This window comes from Candidatus Mycolicibacterium alkanivorans (assembly GCF_022760805.1).
In the GTDB taxonomy this organism is placed as follows: Bacteria; Actinomycetota; Actinomycetes; order Mycobacteriales; family Mycobacteriaceae; genus Mycobacterium; species Mycobacterium alkanivorans.
This window is the reverse complement of the sequence record NZ_JAIVFL010000001.1, coordinates 2,287,460-2,301,852: the sequence shown is the minus strand read 5'-3', so window position 1 is coordinate 2,301,852 and position 14,393 is coordinate 2,287,460. Positions and strand designations below refer to the sequence as shown.

Sequence of the window (14,393 nt, the reverse complement as noted above, 5' to 3'; positions counted from 1 at the left end):
CGGATGCTCGACTACACCCGGGACGCCGCCGAGATCTATCGGCAGTCGTTCGCGACGATCCGCGCCGAGGCGGACCTTTCGCCGTTTCCCGACGACGTCGCGCGGGTGGTCGTCCGGCTGATCCACACCTGCGGACAGGTCGACCTCACCGAGCACGTGGCCTTCACCCCCGGCGTCGTTGCCGCGACGCATGCAGCGCTGGTCGGCGGCGCCCCCATCCTGTGTGACTCCTCGATGGTCGCCGCGGGAATCAACGCCGCCCGGCTGCCCGCGGGCAACGAGGTCGTGTCGCTGGTGGCCGATCCGCGCGCCGCCGATTTGGCGAAGCGTCGGGAGACGACGCGGTCGGCGGCCGCCGTGGAGTTGTGGGCCGAGCGGCTGGACGGTGCCGTGCTGGCGATCGGCAACGCCCCCACCGCGTTGTTCCGGCTGTTGGAGTTGATCGACGAGGGTGTGCCTGCCCCGGTGTCGGTGCTCGGCGGCCCAGTCGGGTTCGTCGGCTCAGCGCAGTCCAAGCAGGAGCTCATCGAGCACCCGCGCGGGATGGAGCACCTGCTGGTGCGGGGCCGCCGCGGCGGCAGTGCGATGGCAGCCGCCGCGGTGAACGCGATTGCGAGCGAACGCGAATGACGGGAACGCTCTTCGGCGTCGGGCTCGGGCCAGGCGATCCGGAGCTGGTGACGGTCAAGGCCGCGCGCGTCATCGGCGAGGCCGACGTGGTCGCGTATCACAGTGCGCGCCATGGCCGCAGCATCGCGCGACGTATCGCCGAGCCGTATCTGCGGCCGGGCCAGATCGAGGAGCACCTGGTCTACCCGGTGACCACCGAGGCCACCGACCACCCCGGCGGCTACGCCGGCGCGATGGAGGACTTCTACCGCGAGTCAGCCGAACGGATCGCCGCGCACCTCGACGCTGGGCGCGATGTGGCGCTGCTGGCCGAGGGTGATCCGCTGTTCTACAGCTCCTACATGCACGTGCACAGCCGGCTGACCGAGCGGTTCGACGCGGTGATAATCCCCGGGGTGACGTCGGTGAGCGCGGCCTCGGCGGCCATCGCCACTCCGCTGGTGACCGGTGACGAGGTGCTCTCCATTCTGCCCGGTACCATGCCGGTGCGCGAGCTGACCCGCCGGCTCGCGGACGCCGACGCGGCCGTGGTGATGAAGCTGGGCCGCAGGTATCCACAAGTGCGCGAAGCGCTTTCGATGTCCGGTCGGCTGGACGAGGCGTTCTACGTGGAACGGGCGAGCACCGACGCGCAGCGGGTGCTTCCGGCCGGCGAGGTGGACGCCGAGGGAGTGCCGTACTTCTCGCTGGCGATCCTGCCCGGAGCCCGAAGGCCGGCGACATCGGACACGTGCGGTCTGCATCGCAAGACGGTCATCGGCGGTGTCGCGGTGGTGGGCCTGGGCCCCGGCGATGTCGACTGGATGACCCCGCAGAGCCGCCACGAGCTGGCTGCTGCCACCGATTTGGTCGGTTACGGGCCGTATCTGGGCCGGGTGCCGTTGCGCGCCGGTCAGATTCGCCACCCGAGTGACAACACCGATGAACCCGCCCGCGCCCGGCTGGCCTGCGAACTGGCTGAGCGAGGCCGGGCGGTCGCAGTGGTGTCCTCGGGTGATCCGGGGGTGTTCGCGATGGCCACCGCGGTTCTCGAGGAGGCCAAGCAGTGGCCGGATGTCGCGGTGCGGGTGATCCCGGCCATGACGGCCGCCCAAGCTGTGGCGAGCCGGGTCGGCGCGCCGTTGGGTCACGACTATGCGGTGATCTCACTGTCCGACCGGCTCAAGCCGTGGGACCTCATCGCCGCCCGATTGTCGGCGGCGGCGACCGCCGATCTGGTTTTGGCCATCTACAACCCGGCGTCCAAGAGCCGGACCTGGCAGGTCGCGGCGATGCGGGATCTGTTGCTCGAGCACCGCGATCCTGGGACGCCGGTGGTCATCGGGCGCGACGTGTCCGGCCCGGACGAGTCGGTGACGGTGGCCCGTCTGAGCGACCTCGATCAGGCCGACGTGGATATGCGCTGCCTGCTGATCATCGGCTCGTCGCAAACCCAGTGGTACACCACTTCTTCGGGTGACACCGTGTTCACCCCGCGCCGCTACCCAACCTGAGGCCCCGGGGGGCAGGAGCGCAGCACCCACGCGACGGCCTCGTCGACGGTGCTGACCGTCTCAACGCCGGCAGGTAGCGGCGGGCGGTCGATCATCACCACCGCCACACCCAGGTTCTTGGCGGCGGCGAGCTTGGCCTCGGTCAGCGCTCCCCCGCTGTTCTTGGTGACCAGCACCTCGATCCTGTTGTCCCGCAGCAGCGCGTACTCGTCACCGTAGCCGTAGGGCCCACGCGACAGCAGCACCTCGTGATGGCGCGGAAGCACCTCGGGGTCGGGCGGGGTGACGACCCGAATCAGGAACCACGCGTCGCTGCCGGTGAACGGTGCGACTCCGGAACGCCCGGTGGTCAGGAAGACTCGCGAATAGCCCTGCTGTGCAACGATGTCCGCCGCTTCGGTGTCGGAGGCGACCAGGGTTGCCTCACCGGGGTTCCAGGCCGGCCGGGCCAGCACCACGTGTGGCAGCTTCAGATCGGCACAGGCTTGGGCGGCGCGTGCGGTCATGGTGGCGGCGAACGGATGCGTGGCATCGACGACGGCTCGGATGTCGTTGTCGCGCAACCACTGTGTGAGACCTTCGGCGCCACCGAAGCCGCCGATGCGGACCGGACCGACCGGCAGCGCCGGGTCGGGGACGCGACCCGCGAGCGAGCTGATGATGTCGGTGTCGGGGTGCAGTCGCGCGGCCAGCGCCCTGGCCTCCCCCGTCCCGCCAAGCAGCAGGATGCGCATCAGTGTCGGCTGCCGCGAGTACGGTGCGAGGAGTACAGGTAGCTGTCGGTGAAACCCTCTGCGGCAAGCACATCACCGACGATGATCACCGCGGTCTTGGTGATCGACGCGGCGTGCATCTGCCCGGCGATGTCGGCCAGCGTGCCGCGCAGCACGACCTGCTGTGGCCAGCTCGCGAACGCGACGACCGCGACCGGGGTGTCCGGGCGGTAGCCCCCCTCGAGCAACTGGGGCACGATGGCGTCGATCCGGTGCGCCGCCAGGTGCAGCACCAGCGTCGCACCGGGTTTGCACAGCGCGACAAGGTCTTCACCGTCGGGCATCGCGGTGGACAGCGTGGCGACCCGGCTCAGCGTCACGGTCTGCGCGACGCCGGGCACGGTGAGCTCACGGCCGAGCGCCGCGGCGGCGGCCGCGAAAGCCGGCACACCGGGCACGATGTCGTAGTCGATGCCCAGTGCGTCCAGCCGGCGGCACTGTTCGGCGATCGCGCTGTAGATCGACGGATCACCGGAGTGCAGCCGGGCCACGTCATGGCCGGCGTTACTGGCCTCGGCGAGCTCGTCGATGATCTCCTCGAGGGTCAGCGGACCGGTGTCGACCACCTTGGCCTCGGGCGGGCACAGCGCCAGCAGGTCCGGCGGCATGATCGACCCGGCGTACAGACAGACCGGGCAGCGCTGCAGCAGCCGCTGGCCGCGGACGGTGATCAGGTCTGCCGCACCGGGCCCCGCGCCGATGAAATGGACGGTCACAGCGCGCTCACCACCCACTGGGTGATGGGCATGGCCGGGCGCCAGCCGGTGAACCCGCCGAGCGGTTCGCCGCGGTAGTGCTGGAATCGGCGGAGCTCGCCGCCGAGACGTGAATGCCATTCCACCAGAAGCGCTTCGGATTCCGCGGTGACAGCGTTGGCGACCAGTCGGCCACCGGCGAGCAGTCGGTCGACACACGCCGAGAGCAGGCCCGGGTGGGTCAGACCGCCGCCGACGAAGATGGCGCTCGGTTGCGGTACGTCGTCGAAGGCCTCCGGTGCTCCACCGCGGACTTCGAGGTCCACACCGAAGTCCTTGGCGTTGGCGGCGATCCGCTCGCACCGCTCCGCGTTGGTCTCGAACGCGACGGCCCGGCAGCCGGGCGCGCTGCGGCACCACTCGATGCCGATGCTGCCGGACCCGGCACCGACGTCCCACAGCAGCTCACCGGGTCGCGGCGCGAGCGCGGCCAGCGTGACGGCACGAATGGACTGCTTGGTGATCTGCCCGTCGTGGCGGAAGACGCCGTCGGGCAGGATCTGGGCGATCCGCTCGTCGGGCAGGTAGCGGATGGCGGCCACGTTGAGATCCTCGACGTCGTCGGGCGGGGCGGCGGCCCAGGCGTCGGCGGCCCGGCTGCGCACCCGCTCGTCGCGACTGCCGAGCTGTTCGAGGACGGTGAACTCCGATGTCCCGCGGCCCGTTTCGACCAATAGCCGGGCCAGCTCGGCGGGTGTGGCGCCGTTGCGCGACAACACGACGGCCTGTCCCCCGCGGCGCACCGCGGTGTGTACCGGTGCGGTAACCAGGCTGATGACTTCGGTGTCCTGCGCCGTCCAGCCCATCCGGGCGCAGGCCAGCGTCACCGAGGACACGTGCGGCAGCACCCGCACCCTGCCGGCACCGTACAGCCGGATCAGCGTGGTCCCGATGCCGTGCAGAAGCGGGTCACCGCTGGCGACGACGTGGATGTCGCCGGCGGGGTGGTCGTCGAGCAGACACTCCAGCGCGGGCATCATGGGCGAGGGCCAGCGGTGCCGCGGGGCGGCGACGGTGTCGTCGAGCAGGTCGATCTGCCGTTGAGATCCGTAAATGACTGTGGCGGAATACAATTCGGATCTAGATTCCTCGGACAACCCGGTCATGCCGTCCGCGCCGATACCCACGACCACGATCATCGCGGCAGCCTCCGCCACACCGCTTGCGGCAACAACTTCATCCCGAAGAAGATCGGCCGCAGCGCCCACGGCACCCACACCGTGCGCCGCCCGTTCGACAGGGCGCGGGCCGTCGCCTCGGCCACCTGGGCGGGTGTGCTGGACAGCGGCGCCGGGTCCATCCCGTCGGTCATCCGGCCGATGACAAAGCCGGGCCGCACGATCAGCAGCCGCACCCCGCTGCCGTGCAGCGCGTCGGCGAGTCCGGAGGCGAACCCGTCGAGGCCCCCCTTGGCCGAGCCGTAGACATAGTTGGCTCGGCGCACCCGGATTCCGGCCACCGAGGAGAACACCACCAGCGCGCCCCGGCCGGCGGCGCGCATCGCGGTCGCCAGGTGGGTCAGCAGGCTGATCTGCGCGACGTAGTCGGTGTGCACGATCGCGACGGCGTGCGCGGCGTCGGTCTCGGCGCGGGCCTGGTCGCCGAGGATGCCGAAGGCCAGCACGGCGGTGCCGATCGGCCCGAACTCACCGACCAGCTTGTCGACGAGCGGGCCGTGGGAGGCCAGGTCGTCGGCGTCGAACTCGACGGTGTGCACCGCGGCGGCCCCGGCGCCGCAGACCGCAGCCACCTGCTTGTCGAGCCGGTCGGCGTTGCGGGCGGCCAGCACCACGGTGGCCTTCGGGGCGAGCCGCTGCGCGAGTTCGATGCCGATCTCGCTGCGGCCGCCGAAGATCACGACCGGTCCGGCCCCCGTGTCATTCACAGCTCTCGATTATTCACTGCGCTAGCGTGGAGCTTGATGGCGAACCTAACCACGCGGCTGACCGGCGATGCGCTGGCATTTCTCACCGAGCGCCACCTCGCGATGCTGACGACGCTGCGCGCCGACAACTCGCCGCACGTGGTGGCGGTCGGCTTCACCTTCGACCCCAAGACCCACATCGCCAGGGTCATCACCACCGACGGCTCGCAGAAGGCGATCAACGCCGAGCGGAACAACGTCGGTGTGCTGTCTCAGGTCGACGGTGCCCGCTGGCTGTCCCTGGAGGGCAGCGCCAGTGTGAATCGCGATCCGGCAGCGATCCGCGACGCCGAACTGCGCTACGCGCAGCGCTACCGCACCCCGCGGGTCAACCCGCGCCGCGTGGTCGTCGAGGTCCACGTCGAACGGGTGCTGGGCTCCTCGGGCCTGCTGGACCGTTCCAAGATCTGAGCCCGGAGGCGAGGATCAATCGACGCGCCAGCGGCGGGAACTGTGCTGAACTGCTGCGCCCAGCCAACCGAGGATGCGGTCGTCGACCTCTAGATCGGCACCACGGTCAGCTCACGCGGGCGACCGTTGACCGACAGCGCCCCGTCGGCGGTGACGATCACGATGTCCTCGATGCGCGCACCCCAGCGGCCCGGAAAGTAGATGCCCGGTTCGACGGAGAACGCCATGCCCTCGGCCAGCGGCAGGGCGTTGCCCGCGACGATGTAGGGCTCCTCGTGCACCGACAGCCCGATTCCGTGGCCGGTGCGGTGCACGAAGTACTCGCCCAGTCCGGCGTCGGCGAGCACGTCGCGGGCGGCGGCGTCGACCTGATCGGCCGTCACCCCCGGCCGGACCGCCGCCACCCCGGCGGCCTGTGCACGCTGCAGCACCGCGTATTGCTCGGCGATCTCCGCGCTTGGCTCGCCGAGGCTGTAGGTACGGGTGGAATCCGAGTTGTAGCCGGGCTCCACTGGGCCGCCGATGTCGACGACGACGATGTCACCGGCCTGCAGTACCCGATCCGAGCACTCGTGGTGCGGGTCGGCCCCGTTGGGCCCGGAACCGACGATGACGAAAGCCGCCTCCGAATGTCCCTCGGCCACAATGGCTCTGGTGATATCAGCGGCGACATCCGCCTCCGTGCGGCCGGGCACCAGGAACTCCGGCACCCGCGCGTGTACCCGGTCGATTGCCGCACCGGCCGTGCGCAACGCCTCGATCTCGGCCGGGTCCTTGTGCATCCGCAGCGAGCGCAGCACGTCGGTGGCCAGTACCGGTACCGCGCCCAACCTCTTGGCCAGCGGCAGCAGGTGCAGTGCGGGCATCGAGTCGGTCACCGCGGCCCGCGCCTGCCCGCCGAGGGCGTCGGCCACGATGTCGTAGGGGTTCTCGCCGTCCGCCCAGTCCCGCACCACAAGGCCGAGGTCGCCGGCCGCGGACTCCCGCAGCGCCGCCAACTCCAGCCGCGGGACCACCACGACCGGCGCGCCACCGGCCGGAATCACCAGGGCGGTCAGCCGCTCGAAGGTCTGCGCCCGCGAGCCCAGCAGGTAGCGCAGGTCATAACCCGGCGTCACCACCAGGCCCGCCACCCCCGCCTGGTCGGCGGCGGCCGCGGCGGCTTTGAGCCGGTGGGCGTACACATCGGACGGGAAACGGCTGGCGCTCATGTCAGCAAGGTTAGCCGCGGGCATACGATCACACGGTGCTGCGCGACATCCGCGAACTCGCCGGCGACCCGGAGGCCTGCGCCGCCGAATTGGGCGCTGAGGTGGTCTGCTCAGCGACCGCAACCTGGGCCGCAGCTACCCCCGGGTCGTATCTGTTCAGGGAGGTCTGATGTCAGCGCCGGTGTTGCTGCTCGACGGCGCCAGCATGTGGTTCCGGTCGTTCTTCGGCGTGCCGTCCTCGATCACCGCGCCGGACGGCAGGCCCGTCAACGCCGTTCGCGGGTTCATCGACAGCGTGGCGACGCTGATCACCCGGGAGCGCCCAGGCCGGCTGGTGGTGTGCCTGGATCTGGACTGGCGCCCGCAGTTCCGCGTCGATCTCATCCCGTCGTACAAGGCGCACCGGGTCGCCGAGGAGATCGACGGCGGCGAGCCGGATCTGGAGGAGGTGCCCGACGAGCTGAACCACCAGGTGGACATGATCATGGAGTTGCTCGACGCGTTCGGGGTCGCCACCGCCGGGGCGCCCGGCTACGAGGCCGACGACGTCCTGGGCACCCTGGCCGCCGCCGAACGGCGCGACCGTGCCGTGGTGGTCAGCGGCGACCGCGACCTGCTGCAGCTGGTCTCCGACGACCCGGTCGAGGTTCGGGTGCTGTATCTGGGCCGGGGGTTGTCCAACGCGGTGATGTTCGGGCCCACCGAGGTGGCCGAGAAATACGGTGTCCCCACGCACCGGGCCGGGCCGGCATACGCCGAACTTGCCCTGTTGCGCGGAGATCCGTCCGACGGGCTGCCCGGCGTGCCCGGGGTCGGTGAGAAGACAGCCGCCACAATGCTGGCGCAGCACGGATCACTGGAGGCGATCCTCGCTGCGGCTTACGATCCCAATTCCAAGCTGCCCAAAGCCTTTCGGGCCAAGCTGCTGGCCGCCGCCGACTACATCGAGGCCGCGGGCCCGGTGGTGGCGGTGGCCCGCGGCGCTCCGGTCGAGTTCTCCACTGCCAGTGACCTGTTGCCGCTCTCGGCCGCCGACCCGGCACGGGTGGCTGAACTCGCCAAGGCCTACGGGGTGGGCTCGTCGATCGCGCGCCTGCAGAAGGCGCTGGATACGTTGCCGGGCTAGTCGATTGCTACCTGTGTAGCATCTCGGTAGGATATCGGTATGAAGCTTAGCATCAGCCTGTCAGACGAGGATGTTGCGGTGCTCGATGCCTACATCGAACGCGTCGGGCTGCCTTCGCGGTCGGCGGGTCTGCAGCGGGCTATTCGCATGCTGCGCTTCCCGACGCTTGAAGACGACTACGCCGAGGCCTGGGAAGAATGGTCGGCCGCCGGCAGCGACGAATCATGGAGTGAGACCGTCGGCGACGGGCTTGACCATGCTGCGCGGTGAAGTCTGGCAAGTCGATTTGGATCCCGCCCGTGGCAGTGAAGCGAACAAGCAGCGGCCGGCGGTCGTCGTGAGCAATGACCGTGCCAATGCCACCGCAACAAAGCTGGGCCGTGGTGTCATCACCGTAGTCCCCGTCACCAGGAACACTGCTCGGGTCTTCCCGTTCCAGGTGCTGTTGTTGTCAGACCCCAGTGGGTTGTCCGTTGAGTCCAAAGCCCAAGCAGAACAGGTCAGATCAATTACCGTGCAACGACTCGTGCGTCGGATCGGGCGAGTATCCCCGACCGAGCTTGCCGCGATTGACGAGGCGCTACGACTTCATCTCGACTTGTGAGGGTCGGCTAGGGCGTGGACCGCGGCCAGGCGCTGCCGCAACTCGACCTCGTCGATCACTCCGCGCGCCATCAGCGAGTGCGCCAGCGCTACCAGTTGACTCTCCGGGTACGGCAGGTTCGCGTACCGGATGGCCGACGGCTCGTCCTCCTCGTCGCGGCGCTCCTTGAACGTGAAGTTCAATTCCTCAGTGCCGCAGGACTTGTCGAGTGTTCGGAGGCATTCAGGGTGACGGTAGTTCGGGGTGCGGTGCCACTCCGGGAACTCGTTTTCAGACGGCGTGCAGCGAGCATGACGGTAGCACCGCGCGGCAACACCGAGGTGACATTACCGGATCCTGATTTTGTGTTGCAGCACAGGGAAATTCGGCTACATGGCCGTCAATTCAGCGGTAGTTCGCGGGCCCGGAGGACGCCGGTCGGCTATTTGGGACGGCCGACCTCGTAGGTGCCCTTGTCATCCTGGAAGGTCACTGTCACCTGGCGCTTGGTGCCGTCGATACTGACCTCGCAGGTGAAGGTGTCGCCCTTCTTGACCGTCGGGTTCTGGCCGTTGTTGCACTTGACGTCCTTGACGTTCTTGGCTCCATAACCATTGGTCTCGTCGGTCAGGATCTGCTGGACACCCTGCTGGGCCTTGTTGATGTCCAGCTTGGAGGTGACGAAGAAGCCGGGCTTCCAGAACCCGAGCACCAGGACCACGGCCAGGATGATGGCCGCCAGCACTCCGATGACGGTGCCGATGACGGCCGCCGACTTCTTGGACGACTCCTCCCCGCCGGGCTGCGGGTAGGGGGCGTACTGCCCCGGCTGGCCGGGTTGCCCCGGCTGGCCCGGCTGCGGGTACTGGCCGTACTGCGGCTGGCCGGGCTGGCCGTACTGCGGCTGGCCGGGCTGACCGTACTGCGGCTGGCCGGGCTGGCCGTACTGCGGCTGGCCGGGCTGGCCGTACTGCGGCTGGCCGGGCTGACCGTACTGCGGCTGGGCGTACTGACCGGGCTGGCCGTAGGCGGCGGGGTTGTATTCGGTCGGCTGCTGGTACTGCTGCTGCGGCGGGTAGCCCTGGGTCTGGGGCTGGCCGTACTGCGGGTACTGCTGCGGGGTGTAGGCGGGCGGCTGCCAGGTCGGCGGCTCGCTGGTCGGCTGCTGCCAGGACGGGGTTTCGGCCGGTCGCTCCGGGGAGGCCGGGGGCTGCCAGGACGGCGTCGCAGCCGAGGGCTGCTCCGAGCCGGGGGCAGGCTGATCCTCACCCTGGGCGGGCTGCTGAGCCTGCCAGGGGTTGGGGTCAGATCCCTGCGGTCCGCTCATCGTCTCTCCTTGGTCTGGTAGCGGCTAGCCGCTCCCACCGTAGCGTTTGCATCACCCTACCCGCTATCAACAGCCACGACGCCGCGTCGGACGTCGTCGATGGCGCGTTTCGCCGCACTGCGCAGCGCCGGGTCGGGTCCGGCGTTGCGAACCTGATCGAGTAGGTCGAGCACCTGACGGCACCAGCGGACGAAGTCGCCTGCAGGCAGCGGGGTGCCGTTCCCCGCGACGTCGGAGGCCGCCAAGGCGGCGGCGAGATCGCCGGTGGTCGCCCAGCGGTACACCGCGGCCCCGAACCCCTCGTCGGGCTCGCGCGACGGGCTGATCCGATGCCGGTTCTCGTCGGCACGCAATTGACCCGCCAGTCGGCGGGTCTCGGCCAGCGCCCGGCGCACCCCGGCGGTGGGCATGTCCACCGCGTGCAGCGGCGTCGGGCCGTCGCCGCCGCGCGACTCGAACACCATGGCCGAGAGCACCGCCGCCAACTCCGCGGGCTGAAGGCCCTTCCAGATCCCGTTGCGAAGGCATTCGGCAACCAGCAGGTCGCACTCGCTGTAGATCCGGGCCAGCAGCCGGCCGTCCGGGGTCACCCGCGGACCGCCGTCCCCGCCGGAATCCTCTATGAAGCCGCGCTCGGTCAGCAGGCCGACGATCCGGTCGAACGTGCGGGCCAGCGAGTTCGTCGCCGCGCCGACCTTCTTGCGGATCGCCTCGTTGTCGCGCTCCACCCGCAGATAGCGTTCACCGACCCGCACCTTGGCCTCCCGGTCGGCCGCCCGGTGCCCGGGGTGCCGGCGCATCTCGTCGCGCAACGACGTCAGCTCCGGATCGATGCCCGGTTCGTCGCCGCCGTCGCGCCGCTTACGTCCCGACGGCACGACCAGCCCGGCCGCCGCCGACCGCAGCGCCGACGCCAGGTCGCGGCGCACCCTCGGTTGGCGGTGCTCGACGCGTTTGGGCAGCGACATCGACCCGATCGGCGCGGCGGCACCCGGATAGTCCGCCGAGGAAATCCTTCCCGCCCAACGGTTTTCGGTCAACACCAGCGGTCTCGGGTCGTCCCCGTCGTTCGCGGCCTCCAGCACCACGGCCAGCCCGCCGTGGCGGCCCTGGGTGATGGTGATGATGTCGCCGCGGCGCAGCGAGGACAGCGCGTCACTGGCGGCCTGCCGACGCTGCAACCGCGACGCCCGCGACTGGGCGCGCTCGCGCTCGCTGATCTTGGCGCGCAGCCGCACGTAGTCCAGGATCGCGGGCTCGGGCACCGGCTCGGCTCGGCGGTCCCAGCCCATCTCGGCGGCGATCTCGTCGAGCATCTTCTCGCCCCGCTCGATACCGCGGACCAGCCCGACCACCGACCGGTCGGCCTGGTACTGGGCGAACGAGCGCTCCAGCAGCCGGTGCGCCTGCTCCGGGCCCATCTGGTTCACCAGGTTGATCGTCATGTTGTACGACGGCGCGAACGAACTCTTGAGCGGGAAGGTCCGGGTGGACGCCAGTCCGGCGACCTCCGCGGGCTCGAGGTCGGGATGCCAGACCACGACGGCGTGGCCCTCGACGTCGATGCCGCGGCGCCCGGCCCGGCCGGTCAGCTGGGTGTACTCGCCCGGCGTGAGCGGCATGTGCTGCTCGCCGTTGAACTTGACCAGCTTCTCGAGCACCACCGTGCGGGCCGGCATGTTGATGCCCAGAGCCAGTGTCTCGGTGGCGAACACGGCCTTGACCAGACCCGCGGTGAACAGCTCTTCGACGGTGTGCCGGAAGACCGGGAGCATGCCCGCGTGGTGGGCGGCCAGCCCGCGTAGCAGTCCCTCGCGCCACTCGTAGTAGTCCAGCACCGCGAGGTCGGCGTCGGCCAGGTCGCCGCACCGGCGGTCAATCACCTCGGCGATGCGGGCCCGTTCCTCGTCGTTGGTCAGCCGCAGGGGGCTGCGCAGGCATTGCTTGACCGCGCCGTCGCAGCCGGCGCGGGAGAAGATGAACGTGATCGCGGGCAGCAGGCCCTCGCGATCCAGAGTGGCGATGACGTCCGGGCGCGACGGCGGCCGATGCAGGCCCGGACCACCGCCGGGCCGCCGCTCGTCAGACCTGCCCCGGCCGCGGTGACGCGGCTGCCCGTCCGCCAGCCGGTCGGCCTCCCGCCGGTGCGCGATGTGCCGGGTCAGATCCGGGTCGACGAGGTGCTGCCTGCCCTGGCTGTCGTAGTCGAACAGGTCGAAGAGCCGCTTACCCACCAGCATGTGCTGCCACAGCGGTACCGGGCGATGCTCATCGACCACGACTGTGGTGTCACCGCGCACGGTCTGCATCCAGCCGCCGAACTCCTCGGCGTTGCTCACCGTCGCCGACAGGCTGACCAGCCGGACGTCGTCGGGCAGGTGCAGGATGACCTCCTCCCACACCGCGCCGCGCATCCGGTCGGCCAGGAAGTGCACCTCGTCCATCACTACATACGAAAGTCCATGCAGCGCATCCGAACCCGCGTACAGCATGTTGCGCAGCACCTCGGTGGTCATCACCACCACCGGGGCATCGCCGTTGATCGACTGATCGCCGGTCAGCAGCCCGATGCGTTCCGCGCCGTACCGGCGGACCAAATCGGCGTGCTTCTGGTTGCTCAGCGCCTTGATCGGCGTGGTGTAGAAGCACTTTCGCCCGGCGGCCAGCGCCAGGTGCACGGCGAACTCGCCCACCACCGTCTTGCCCGCGCCGGTCGGCGCGCACACCAGCACGCCGTGACCACGTTCGAGGGCCTCACACGCCTCGAGCTGGAACGGGTCGAGGCGAAACGTCAGCAGCTCGACGAACCGGGCCAGGCCCACCCCCGGGTCGCTGCGCTCCTGCCCGCCGAACTCAGGTGATGTCGTCATGCTGTGCCGCGACCTGCGCAGGTGCGGCCACCGGTGTCGGCGGCTCGATGGGCGCGGCCTGGTCGTCGGGGATCGCCGCCTGCGCGGCCGCCTCGCGTCTGGCCTTGCGGCTGTCGTGCAGGTGGGTGACCTGGATGGCCAACTCCATCAGCAGGGACAGGGCCAGACCCAGCGCCAGCATCGAGAACGGGTCCGAACCGGGTGTGGCGAACGCGGCGAACACGAATACCCCGAAGATCAGGCCGCGCCGCCACGACTTGAGCTTCGCGTAGGGAAGGATGTCGACCAGGTTCAGCATGATGATCAGCAGCGGGAACTCGAAGCTGACGCCGAAGACCAGCAGCAGGTTGATCAGGAACCCGAAGTAGCGATCACCGGACAAGGCCGTGACCTGCACGTCGTTACCGACGGTCAGCAAGAAGTGCAAAGCCTTCGACAACACGATGTAGGCCAGCACCGCGCCGGAGATGAACAGCATCGCGGCGAACGTCACGAACGCCATCGCGAAGCGCCGCTCGTTGCGGTACAGCCCCGGGGTGATGAACGCCCACAGCTGGTAGAGCCACACCGGGCAGGCCAGCACGATACCGGCGGTCATGCCGACCTTCAGGCGCAGCATGAACTGGTCGAACGGCGCGGTGGCCAGCAGACGGCAGCCGCCGTCGGCGCTGATGTCGGCGCGCGCCGACGGAGGCAGCGAACAGTACGGCTCGCGTAGCCAGTTGCCGAGGCTTTCGACCCCGAAGATGCCGTGGCTGTACCAGATGAAGCCGATGATCGTGGTCAGCGCGACAGCGCCGAGCGAGATCAGCAGCCGGGTGCGCAGCTCCCGGATGTGGTCGACGAGGGACATCGTCCCGTCAGTATTGGCGCGGCTGCGACGTTGTCGCGGGTCGAGCCGCGACATGAACTTAGGGGTGCGCACGGCAGCGTCTGACTACGGGCGCCTTCGCGCCGGATCGTGGTCGGCTCAGGCCGGTCGGGCGTCGGTCGGGTTCGGCGCCGGGGTCGGTGTCACGGGCGCCTCGACGCGTTCGGACTGCACCTGGGTTGGGGGCTGCGCCGGCTGGACGGGGGTTTCCGTCTTCCCCTCGTTCTGCAGCTCCTTGACCTCTGACTTGAAGATCCGCATCGACTTGCCCAGCGAGCGCGCAGCATCAGGCAACCGCTTCGACCCGAAGAGCAGCACGATCACGGCGATCAGGATCAGCCAGTGCCACGGTTGTAGAGCACCCAATTTGGTCACCTCCAGATGTCTGTTCGATGCTACCGCAGGCGGCCCCGTGACAA

Annotated in this window: 16 protein-coding genes and 1 pseudogene; 7 read left to right on the top strand and 10 right to left on the bottom strand. The window is 69.6% G+C overall.

Annotated elements, in window-relative coordinates; translation table 11 throughout:
• Nucleotides 1–3 precede the first annotated feature (3 nt).
• A complete protein-coding gene (locus K9U37_RS11545) occupies nt 4–630 on the top strand; it encodes a precorrin-8X methylmutase (protein WP_243071806.1) in 627 nt (208 codons plus the stop codon).
• Nucleotides 627–2,123 (top strand): precorrin-2 C(20)-methyltransferase, encoded by a 1,497-nt coding sequence (locus K9U37_RS11540; protein WP_243071805.1) that lies wholly within the window; start codon nt 627–629, stop codon nt 2,121–2,123. The genes K9U37_RS11545 and K9U37_RS11540 overlap by 4 nt, the downstream gene beginning before the upstream one ends.
• Here the strand turns inward: K9U37_RS11540 and K9U37_RS11535 are convergent.
• From K9U37_RS11535 to dprE2, 4 genes are read right to left on the bottom strand one after another with little or no spacing between them, the layout of a single operon-like run.
• Entirely contained in the window at nt 2,111–2,857 is a 747-nt protein-coding gene (locus K9U37_RS11535; RefSeq protein WP_243071804.1) for a cobalt-precorrin-6A reductase, read from the bottom strand. The two genes, K9U37_RS11540 and K9U37_RS11535, sit on opposite strands and share 13 nt — an antisense overlap.
• On the bottom strand, nt 2,857–3,612 hold the full coding sequence (cobM, locus tag K9U37_RS11530; protein ID WP_243071803.1) for a precorrin-4 C(11)-methyltransferase: 756 nt from the start codon (nt 3,610–3,612) through the stop codon (nt 2,857–2,859). The genes K9U37_RS11535 and cobM overlap by 1 nt, the downstream gene beginning before the upstream one ends.
• Entirely contained in the window at nt 3,609–4,790 is a 1,182-nt protein-coding gene (cbiE, locus tag K9U37_RS11525; RefSeq protein WP_243071802.1) for a precorrin-6y C5,15-methyltransferase (decarboxylating) subunit CbiE, read from the bottom strand. Before cbiE ends, cobM begins: the two co-directional genes overlap by 4 nt.
• Nucleotides 4,787–5,536: a decaprenylphospho-beta-D-erythro-pentofuranosid-2-ulose 2-reductase gene (gene dprE2 / locus K9U37_RS11520; RefSeq protein WP_243071801.1), complete on the bottom strand. Its 750-nt coding sequence runs from the start codon at nt 5,534–5,536 to the stop codon at nt 4,787–4,789. Before dprE2 ends, cbiE begins: the two co-directional genes overlap by 4 nt.
• A gap of 36 nt (nt 5,537–5,572) precedes the next feature.
• On the opposite strand from dprE2, the gene K9U37_RS11515 reads away from it, so the two are divergent.
• A complete protein-coding gene (locus K9U37_RS11515) occupies nt 5,573–5,986 on the top strand; it encodes a F420-dependent biliverdin reductase (RefSeq protein ID WP_243071800.1) in 414 nt (137 codons plus the stop codon).
• A gap of 89 nt (nt 5,987–6,075) precedes the next feature.
• Here K9U37_RS11515 and K9U37_RS11510 read toward each other — a convergent pair whose 3' ends face one another.
• Nucleotides 6,076–7,197, bottom strand: a complete 1,122-nt coding sequence (locus K9U37_RS11510; protein WP_243071799.1) for a M24 family metallopeptidase — start codon at nt 7,195–7,197, stop codon at nt 6,076–6,078.
• 35 nt (nt 7,198–7,232) lie between these two features.
• Between K9U37_RS11510 and K9U37_RS20030 the strand changes: the two genes are divergently transcribed.
• Genes K9U37_RS20030 through K9U37_RS11495 form a run of 4 tightly spaced genes read left to right on the top strand, consistent with a single transcriptional unit; the run spans nt 7,233 to nt 8,927 of the window.
• On the top strand, nt 7,233–7,367 hold the full coding sequence (locus K9U37_RS20030; protein ID WP_272888031.1) for a hypothetical protein: 135 nt from the start codon (nt 7,233–7,235) through the stop codon (nt 7,365–7,367).
• Nucleotides 7,367–8,323, top strand: coding sequence for a 5'-3' exonuclease (locus K9U37_RS11505; RefSeq protein ID WP_243071798.1), 957 nt, complete (start codon nt 7,367–7,369; stop codon nt 8,321–8,323). Before K9U37_RS20030 ends, K9U37_RS11505 begins: the two co-directional genes overlap by 1 nt.
• Nucleotides 8,324–8,362: 39 nt before the next feature.
• On the top strand, nt 8,363–8,593 hold the full coding sequence (locus K9U37_RS11500) for a ribbon-helix-helix domain-containing protein (RefSeq protein ID WP_243071797.1): 231 nt from the start codon (nt 8,363–8,365) through the stop codon (nt 8,591–8,593).
• Nucleotides 8,580–8,927, top strand: coding sequence for a type II toxin-antitoxin system PemK/MazF family toxin (locus K9U37_RS11495; protein ID WP_243071796.1), 348 nt, complete (start codon nt 8,580–8,582; stop codon nt 8,925–8,927). Before K9U37_RS11500 ends, K9U37_RS11495 begins: the two co-directional genes overlap by 14 nt.
• Here the strand turns inward: K9U37_RS11495 and K9U37_RS11490 are convergent.
• The 5 genes and pseudogenes from K9U37_RS11490 to tatA form a co-directional block, all read right to left on the bottom strand.
• Nucleotides 8,912–9,097: pseudogene (locus K9U37_RS11490) on the bottom strand (hypothetical protein); the annotation flags it as partial. The gene K9U37_RS11495 and the pseudogene K9U37_RS11490 overlap by 16 nt on opposite strands.
• 251 nt (nt 9,098–9,348) lie before the next feature.
• Nucleotides 9,349–10,233, bottom strand: a complete 885-nt coding sequence (locus tag K9U37_RS11485) for a DUF4333 domain-containing protein (RefSeq protein ID WP_243071795.1) — start codon at nt 10,231–10,233, stop codon at nt 9,349–9,351.
• Nucleotides 10,234–10,289: 56 nt separating this feature from the next.
• Nucleotides 10,290–13,103: a DEAD/DEAH box helicase gene (locus K9U37_RS11480; protein WP_243071794.1), complete on the bottom strand. Its 2,814-nt coding sequence runs from the start codon at nt 13,101–13,103 to the stop codon at nt 10,290–10,292.
• Nucleotides 13,087–14,010, bottom strand: coding sequence for a twin-arginine translocase subunit TatC (gene tatC, locus K9U37_RS11475; RefSeq protein ID WP_243073342.1), 924 nt, complete (start codon nt 14,008–14,010; stop codon nt 13,087–13,089). The genes K9U37_RS11480 and tatC overlap by 17 nt, the downstream gene beginning before the upstream one ends.
• Before the next feature lie 63 nt (nt 14,011–14,073).
• Entirely contained in the window at nt 14,074–14,340 is a 267-nt protein-coding gene (tatA, locus tag K9U37_RS11470) for a Sec-independent protein translocase subunit TatA (protein WP_243073341.1), read from the bottom strand.
• Nucleotides 14,341–14,393: the final 53 nt, after the last annotated feature.

Coding starts and splice junctions, on each gene's coding strand:
- K9U37_RS11515 (WP_243071800.1), top strand. CDS start 5,573: ATGGCGAACCTAACCACGCGGCTGACCGGCGATGCGCTGGCATTTCTC.
- K9U37_RS11485 (WP_243071795.1), bottom strand. CDS start 10,233: ATGAGCGGACCGCAGGGATCTGACCCCAACCCCTGGCAGGCTCAGCAG.
- K9U37_RS11535 (WP_243071804.1), bottom strand. CDS start 2,857: ATGCGCATCCTGCTGCTTGGCGGGACGGGGGAGGCCAGGGCGCTGGCC.
- K9U37_RS11545 (WP_243071806.1), top strand. CDS start 4: ATGCTCGACTACACCCGGGACGCCGCCGAGATCTATCGGCAGTCGTTC.
- K9U37_RS11480 (WP_243071794.1), bottom strand. CDS start 13,103: ATGACGACATCACCTGAGTTCGGCGGGCAGGAGCGCAGCGACCCGGGG.
- tatC (WP_243073342.1), bottom strand. CDS start 14,010: ATGTCGCGGCTCGACCCGCGACAACGTCGCAGCCGCGCCAATACTGAC.
- K9U37_RS11505 (WP_243071798.1), top strand. CDS start 7,367: ATGTCAGCGCCGGTGTTGCTGCTCGACGGCGCCAGCATGTGGTTCCGG.
- K9U37_RS11510 (WP_243071799.1), bottom strand. CDS start 7,197: ATGAGCGCCAGCCGTTTCCCGTCCGATGTGTACGCCCACCGGCTCAAA.
- cbiE (WP_243071802.1), bottom strand. CDS start 4,790: ATGATCGTGGTCGTGGGTATCGGCGCGGACGGCATGACCGGGTTGTCC.
- K9U37_RS11540 (WP_243071805.1), top strand. CDS start 627: ATGACGGGAACGCTCTTCGGCGTCGGGCTCGGGCCAGGCGATCCGGAG.
- K9U37_RS11495 (WP_243071796.1), top strand. CDS start 8,580: ATGCTGCGCGGTGAAGTCTGGCAAGTCGATTTGGATCCCGCCCGTGGC.
- K9U37_RS11500 (WP_243071797.1), top strand. CDS start 8,363: ATGAAGCTTAGCATCAGCCTGTCAGACGAGGATGTTGCGGTGCTCGAT.